This window comes from Bradyrhizobium sp. CCBAU 11434, assembly GCF_028128895.1.
Taxonomy (GTDB): domain Bacteria; phylum Pseudomonadota; class Alphaproteobacteria; order Rhizobiales; family Xanthobacteraceae; genus Bradyrhizobium; species Bradyrhizobium zhengyangense.
The window spans coordinates 1-6,278 of sequence record NZ_LBJX01000053.1 but is presented as its reverse complement, the minus strand read 5'-3'; the positions used below and the strand labels follow the sequence as shown (position 1 = coordinate 6,278).

5 protein-coding genes and 2 pseudogenes are annotated in these 6,278 nt (G+C 58.3%); 4 read left to right on the top strand and 3 right to left on the bottom strand.

Annotation, left to right across the window (positions count from 1 at the left end):
• Positions 1–184, bottom strand: a 184-nt coding sequence (locus XI06_RS13155; RefSeq protein ID WP_271605509.1) for a hypothetical protein, incomplete at its 3' end; no start/stop codon positions are given.
• Here XI06_RS13155 and XI06_RS13150 point away from each other — a divergent pair.
• On the top strand, positions 156–326 hold the full coding sequence (locus XI06_RS13150; protein WP_271605508.1) for a hypothetical protein: 171 nt from the start codon (positions 156–158) through the stop codon (positions 324–326). The two genes, XI06_RS13155 and XI06_RS13150, sit on opposite strands and share 29 nt — an antisense overlap.
• 526 nt (positions 327–852) lie before the next feature.
• Positions 853–1,092, top strand: a pseudogene (locus XI06_RS13145) (Glu/Leu/Phe/Val dehydrogenase dimerization domain-containing protein); the annotation flags it as partial.
• Between the two features lie 196 nt (positions 1,093–1,288).
• On the opposite strand, the pseudogene XI06_RS13140 reads toward XI06_RS13145, so the two are convergent.
• Positions 1,289–2,226, bottom strand: a pseudogene (locus XI06_RS13140) (IS630 family transposase).
• A gap of 228 nt (positions 2,227–2,454) precedes the next feature.
• On the opposite strand from XI06_RS13140, the gene XI06_RS13135 reads away from it, so the two are divergent.
• Complete coding sequence (locus tag XI06_RS13135) at positions 2,455–2,871, top strand: hypothetical protein (protein ID WP_271605507.1); 417 nt, start codon at positions 2,455–2,457, stop codon at positions 2,869–2,871.
• Between the two features lie 885 nt (positions 2,872–3,756).
• Positions 3,757–5,409, top strand: coding sequence for a class I adenylate-forming enzyme family protein (locus tag XI06_RS13130; protein WP_271605506.1), 1,653 nt, complete (start codon positions 3,757–3,759; stop codon positions 5,407–5,409).
• A gap of 594 nt (positions 5,410–6,003) precedes the next feature.
• On the opposite strand, the gene XI06_RS13125 is transcribed toward XI06_RS13130, so the two are convergent.
• Positions 6,004–6,231, bottom strand: a complete 228-nt coding sequence (locus XI06_RS13125) for a transposase (RefSeq protein ID WP_442869432.1) — start codon at positions 6,229–6,231, stop codon at positions 6,004–6,006.
• Between the last annotated feature and the right edge of the window lie 47 nt (positions 6,232–6,278).

Below are 6,278 nucleotides of genomic sequence, written 5' to 3'. Positions count from 1 at the left end.
CACCGACCGCACGAAGGATCTTATCAAATCCGGTGGTGAGTGGATCAGCTCGGCCGATCTCGAGAATGCCTAAATGGAGCATCCAGCGGTCGCCGAAGCTGCGGTGATCGAGATTTCCGGACGAAAAATGCGCCGAAAGGCCGCTCGCTTGCGTCGTGCTTAAGCCTGGCAAGCAGCTGGACACGAAAGAGTTCGGCGAGCACTTGCTGACTCGCGGCTTTGCGAAGTGGCAACTGCCCGAGCGCTACGAGTTTATCGAATCCATTCCAAAGACGTCGACAGGAAAGTTTGCGAAATTGAAACTGCGCGAACGCTTTCCCGACTGAGATCACTTCTTGCATGTAAGCGCATGCATATGCGTCAACTGGTCTCGGCCGATGACAAATTCACGAAAGGCTGAAACGTCCTTCGAACTTGTGGAAGGGGGAGCTTTTCAGCATCCAATGCGAGTGTGAGGAAGCGGGGGCGGAGAGGGATTTGGGCGGTCGGACCGATCCACGGCATCCCCACCATGTTGGGCTCCGAAGCCAGCTGCTGGGCGGCAAGGTACAGGGCCAACAGCGCCTGCTCTCTTCCTCGCCCCGTCAGTCCCGACTGCCATCTGGTGAGGGGCGCTTGGCAACAGTCGGCGCTGAGGCTAGCTAGTTGCTTTGTAGCAGATCCAACAGGCTGAATGTCGTTCGATGCTTTGTCGGGAACCGCAAGGTTCATGATGTGGACAGACTCCTGCTTGAGCGGAGCGTTCAGCTCATTGACACAGGTGCACGGCATTACGTGATGCGCACTCGCTAGGGCGTCGATTCAAGATGCCGTCACCTCAAGACCAACATTCACATTAAAGAAAGAGCTAACGTGACTGTTTACAGTGGGCCGGTCTTTGACATGGTCGTAAAGCAATTAGAGGTTATCGCCGACCATCTGTGTATACCGGATTACGCCAGAGCTCGGCTGTTGATGCCAAAGCGCGCGATCACCGTCTCCTGTCCGATTCGCCGTGATGACGGTACGACCGCAGTGTTTGAGGGCTATCGTGTGCAGCATCACCTCACCCTGGGTCCCACAAAGGGAGGCACGCGTTTCGCTGCGACGCTATAGGTGTCAAGCGCGTGCGCGGTGCGAAAGAAACACGTGGCCTGTTTCCTTAGTTGTCACCTCGACTCGGGCCTGATTGTGTCTTAGCTTTTCGAGGAGCGCTCTGGCGGGCGCGATCGTCTGCCAGGCGCTTAAGAACGCTCGCAGTCCGGAGCTGAGCACCGACATCACTCGGCTGCGCTAAAGCGTGATGGCATTAGGTTCGATAGCCTGAATTTTTGAGGTAGTTGGCACATTCCTTGGAAGTGAAGGCGTCGAGTGCGTGGCCGATTGCGGCGCAGACTGCGTCGACGGTTCGCGGGGCAGCTTTGCGGAGCAGGTGCTTGAGCTTGGCAAAGACCTGTTCGATCGGGTTCAGGTCGGGCGAGTATTTTGGCAGGAAGAAGAGCTTGGCACCGACCGAACGGATGAGTTGGCGAACTGCCTTGCTCTGGATGCCGAGGTTATCCAAGACGACGATGTCGCCGGGCTGAAGGGTCGGCAGAAGAACCTTCTCGACATAGGTGCGAAAGCTCGCGCCGTCGATTGGCCCCTCGATGAACCATGGCGCATCGATCCGGTCATGGCGCAGGGCCGCCAGGAAGGTCATGGTCTTCCACCGGCCGTGGGGAACCTTCGCGTGAAGTCTGTGGCCGCGCGACGCCCATCCCCGCAAGGGCGCCATATCGGTCCTGGTCCAAGTCTCGTCGATGAAGACCAGCCGCTCAGCCTCGACGCGATCTTGATACTTTGTCCACTGGGCTCGCCGCCGGGCGACCTCGGGTCGATCGCGTTCGCCAGCCGCCACGCTTTTTTTTGAAGCTGAGTTTCTCGGCATGCACGAAGTCCCATACCGAGTGGTAGTCGACCTTCAGGCTACGACCGGCAAGCTCAGCAACGAGGCCACGTATGGTGAAATCGCCGTCCTTGATCCGCTGCGACAGCCAGACGGCGTGGTCTCCCGAAACCGCCTTCGGCTTGTGACCGCCCATTTGACCAGGCTCAACGCTGCCGGTCTCTTCGACCCGCTGCATCCAACCGATGGCCCGTGCTGATCGCTACTTCAAACTGCTTGGCCGCCTGATTGCGAGACATCCCGCCCTCGATCGCAGCCACGACACGCTTGCGAAGATCCAGAGAGTAAGGCTTGCCCATCCATGCTGGCCTCCGATCCATGGTGAATCAGAAACACACTGATTTGGGAATCCAAAATTGATTCAACCTAACCCCATCCTGCTTTAGTGCCCCTTCTCAGAAGGCCTAAGGACGTGCGTCAATTCCAATTTGGTGTAGATCTCTCCGAAAACGGTATTGGCCTCTTCGGAGGCCGTCCACTCATATTCCATTAATTCAACAGAATGTGGGAAATTGGGGAGCGTCGGTATGCGAGCAACCGCGAAAGTCTCGTTGATCGTTTCGCTGCTTGCGTTGGCGGTCTGTTTGAATCCGCACGTCACAAGAGCCGACGACAATCTTATGACTGCGATCCGAAAGGCTACCGAAGTCAAGGTCGCACTGGGGTCGGCTCCTCCCCATGTGGTCGTGTCGCAAAGCGGACAGGCGGTGGGTTATATGGTCGAGATCGTGAACCTGGTACTCAAAGGTATGGGCCTGCGAGCCTTCACGCCGGTTCAGGCTGGCGTTGCGGCTATCATCGGCGGTCGGGCGGACGGGTTCGCGGTCGGCCAATTTACCATCCCGGACTCCGAGCAGAAGAGTGTCCAGCTGGTGCTGGATGATGAGGCACCCCTGCATGGATTTGGCGCCGTCTTCGGAAGAGAGGATGTGCATTTTTCGTAATAACAAGCAGTTGGATGTGTTGCGCAGCAACGGCGCGATGAAGGAGCTGTACGCCATGAAATCTGGAGCCCCAAACTGGAGTGCGCTTGCTAGGCTCACCAAGGCCAATGACATCTAGCCGGCCTGCGAATGATCGTAGGCCAAAAGAATCATCGGGTATCTTCTCGCGCGCACTTCATGGGACGTGGCGTGAGGTATGGTTTCCACGATGATTGGCAGGATCAGTTGGTTGGCGCCAACCGCGCTCCGGGAAGTGCATTGGAGGCAGGCCTACCTGAACTATGCATGGCGACAGGCACCGCGCCAAGTGTCTTGGGTAGCTAACGTCTAGGCCAGAACCTGGCCGCTCAAGCGCACCGGCGCAAGTAAATCAGCAAGAAGTAATGGCATCTGTACGCATTCTCACTCCGACGGGCTGTCTTGCGCAGGCTTTGCGTCTTGAAGCGCTCGAGCGTGACATGACGCTGAGCCCAGACGCAATCGCGGTCGATGCTGGCTCGACAGATTCTGGGCCGTGTTACCTCGGTGATGGCTCGCCACTCATTTCTGATCGTCTCCTCAAACGGGAGCTGGCGATTTGGTTAAGGCGGCCCGCGCAGCGCAAATTCCTCTCATGGTCGGTAGCGCCCGCATGGCCAGAATCAACGCGCAGGTGGATCAAGTGGCTGACCTGGTCAAGGAGGTCACCAGCGAGGCAGGACTGCATTTCCGCTTGGCTAAAATTATGCTGAGGTCCCGAAGGAGGGCGTGATCGCGGCAATTGAGGCAGGTAAGGTGCGTGACTTCGAAGCAGATTCAGTCGACGAGCCCCGAACTCAGTCGAACACTTACAAGGCGATCCACACTTCGCCGGAGGTTTGCTACTAAACTAAAGGTCTTAGTACGATGAAGGCAAAAAAGAAGACGCAGACCCGGATCCAGGATCGCGTGGCGGAAGCCTGTCGCAGGCTCGAGCTGCTGGAAGCCACATACGAAACCATCACGATCGCTCAACTGGTGTCAATGCGAGCCCGCACCCATGGATCTGCACTGGCTGTCGACATGTTCGAGCGTGATGAACGTGCGACCTACGCCGAGATGGATCTGAGGTCCAATAGATGCGCGCACGCGCTGCGCACTTTTGGGGTACGCAAGGGTGATCGGATCGGGGTCATGCTGCCAAATCGGCTCGAATTCCCGATCCTGTGGTTTGCGTTCGCAAAACTTGGTGCGGTGCTGGTTCCCATCAACATACGCTATACGCCGAGAGAAATCGAATATGTTCTCAGCGACACCCAGGCGCGCTTTGCCATCGTCGATGAGTCCGCTTGGCAGGTCTTTTCGACCATGGACCCGTGGCCACAGGCGCTCGCCAAGGAGCGGGTCGTTCTTGTCGGACACGCTTCCGACCGGATGGCTACGACACTCGATGAATTGGTCAAGGGCACCGAGGACTCCCCGATCCGGGAGGATGTCGGCCCCGACGATCTGCTGAACGTAGCCTATACGTCTGGAACGACGGGCTTTCCCAAGGGCTGCACGTTGACGCACGACTACTGGGGCGTATGTTCGTACGCATTGGCCTCTTCCGACCGCGAGCCATACAAGAAATATTTGTCTTGGGCGCCCTTCTTTTACGCCGAAACGCAAGGGCAGCTTCTGAGGTCATATCGACAAGGCGCGACACTCTATGTCGCGGAGAACCCCAGTGCGACGCGATTTATCGATTGGTTGAAGACGTATCGAATCGAATCCTGTTCGTTTCCGGAGTTGGCAACGCGGCAGCCCGAGGCCGCCGACGACGCATCGACCTGTCTGAAGCAGGTAGCGCATTATGGCGGCTGGAGCTCCGACTCGATCCGCCGTTTCCGTGAGCGCTTTGGCGCGTGCGGTCAGAATAACTACGGGATGACGGAAATCGGTTGGGGCACACTACCACCCAACAACGTCGATGAAATCGATGCCGCCGCTTCATTCGGTCTTCCCGCGCCGTTCCGAGAGCTGCGGCTGGTCAGGGATGACGGCAGCCTCGCCCAGATTGGTGAAGTCGGCGAGTTGTGGGTGAGGGGGCGCGCAATTTTCAAGGGTTATTGGAACAGGCCGGAAGCGAATGCCGAGTCGTTCGAGGGCGAATGGTTCAAAACCGGCGATCTGATGCGACGTGACGAACTCGGCTTTCATTGGCTGGTAGGGCGCACGAAGGATATGATCCGACGCTCCGGCGAGAACATCGCGGCACGCGAGGTGGAAGCAGTCGTCCGAGAGATTCCCGAGGTCGAGGATGTGGCGGCCGTGCCTGTTCGTAACGCAAAGCGGGGCGAGGAGGTTAAGATCTATGTGCAGCTCAAGAGCGGGTTTACGTCTAGCGACTTACCCGTAGAGCGCATTCTCGATCATGCTCGTTCCCGTCTTGCTGCCTTCAAGGTGCCACGCTACATCGCGTTCATTCCGGCCCTTCCGAGAACCGCCTCCAGCAATAAAGTGCTGAAGCGCGAGTTGACGGACGTCAGCGATCCGATATCCGGCGCCTATGACAGCGAGGAAAAGTGCTGGCGATAGCCGGCTCAGGGGAGCTTTCGCGGGTCGAGCAACGATGCACCTTGTTGCTGCCTCCGGCCGGGTCTCGGATATCGCGGGCCGACAAGCCAGATGAACGCTCGGCCGCAAATCACCGGCTTGCCGACGCTTCGTACAAGGCGCACCGGCGGATCGATCCCTAAGTTTATTCTTGAGCGGCCGCTCCCGAGTCTGGAGCGTCCTTTGACGTTAGCCCATCAATACCAGTTCGGTATTGCGCCGTCCTAAATTGGTATTGGCTGCCCCGAATCAGTTCGCGTAACGCTGTCCTTGCCGACGTCTTGACGCCCTGATCACGCCCTCGACGATTTTCCAAGCCCGCTGGCAGACCGGCTTGTCTGCTGTTTCTCCCGACTTGGACTGGGCCGCTGCCGGCCTCCGGCGGTGGCCCATTTTTCTCGGAGCGAATTGCTTGCGATTTGAGTTCTGTGCGTCAAGTTCAGCAAAATTGATCATGGGGTCCGGCCGAGCCATCCCCTCGGAGCCGCCGTCGCTCGCTTGCCCGAAAGCGCAGCGCTGGCGAGCGACGGCGGTGGAGAGGGGTGGCGTGCATCCCCTTGGTGGGCCTGAGCGTCGTCAGGCCGCCTGGCGTAACGCCTTCTTCTTGTGCTCCTTGAGCAGATCCATGTTCAGATAGCGATGATCCTCGAGCCAGGTCTCGTGACGCTCGGCGGTCAAGGCGCGCACCAGCCGCAAGCAGCTCTCGGCATTGGGGAAGATCCGCACCACATAAGTGCGCCGCCGGATCTCCTCGTTGAGACGCTCCAGCATGTTGGTAACCGGTATGAGATGTCTCGGTGCCAACGTTCCCGCTGCGGTGTTCTACATCGTGGCGTATGGTGCGACCATCG

Excerpts from the sequence above, each read along its gene's own strand:
- XI06_RS13135 (WP_271605507.1), top strand. The coding sequence starts at position 2,455 with ATGCGAGCAACCGCGAAAGTCTCGTTGATCGTTTCGCTGCTTGCGTTG.
- XI06_RS13130 (WP_271605506.1), top strand. The coding sequence starts at position 3,757 with ATGAAGGCAAAAAAGAAGACGCAGACCCGGATCCAGGATCGCGTGGCG.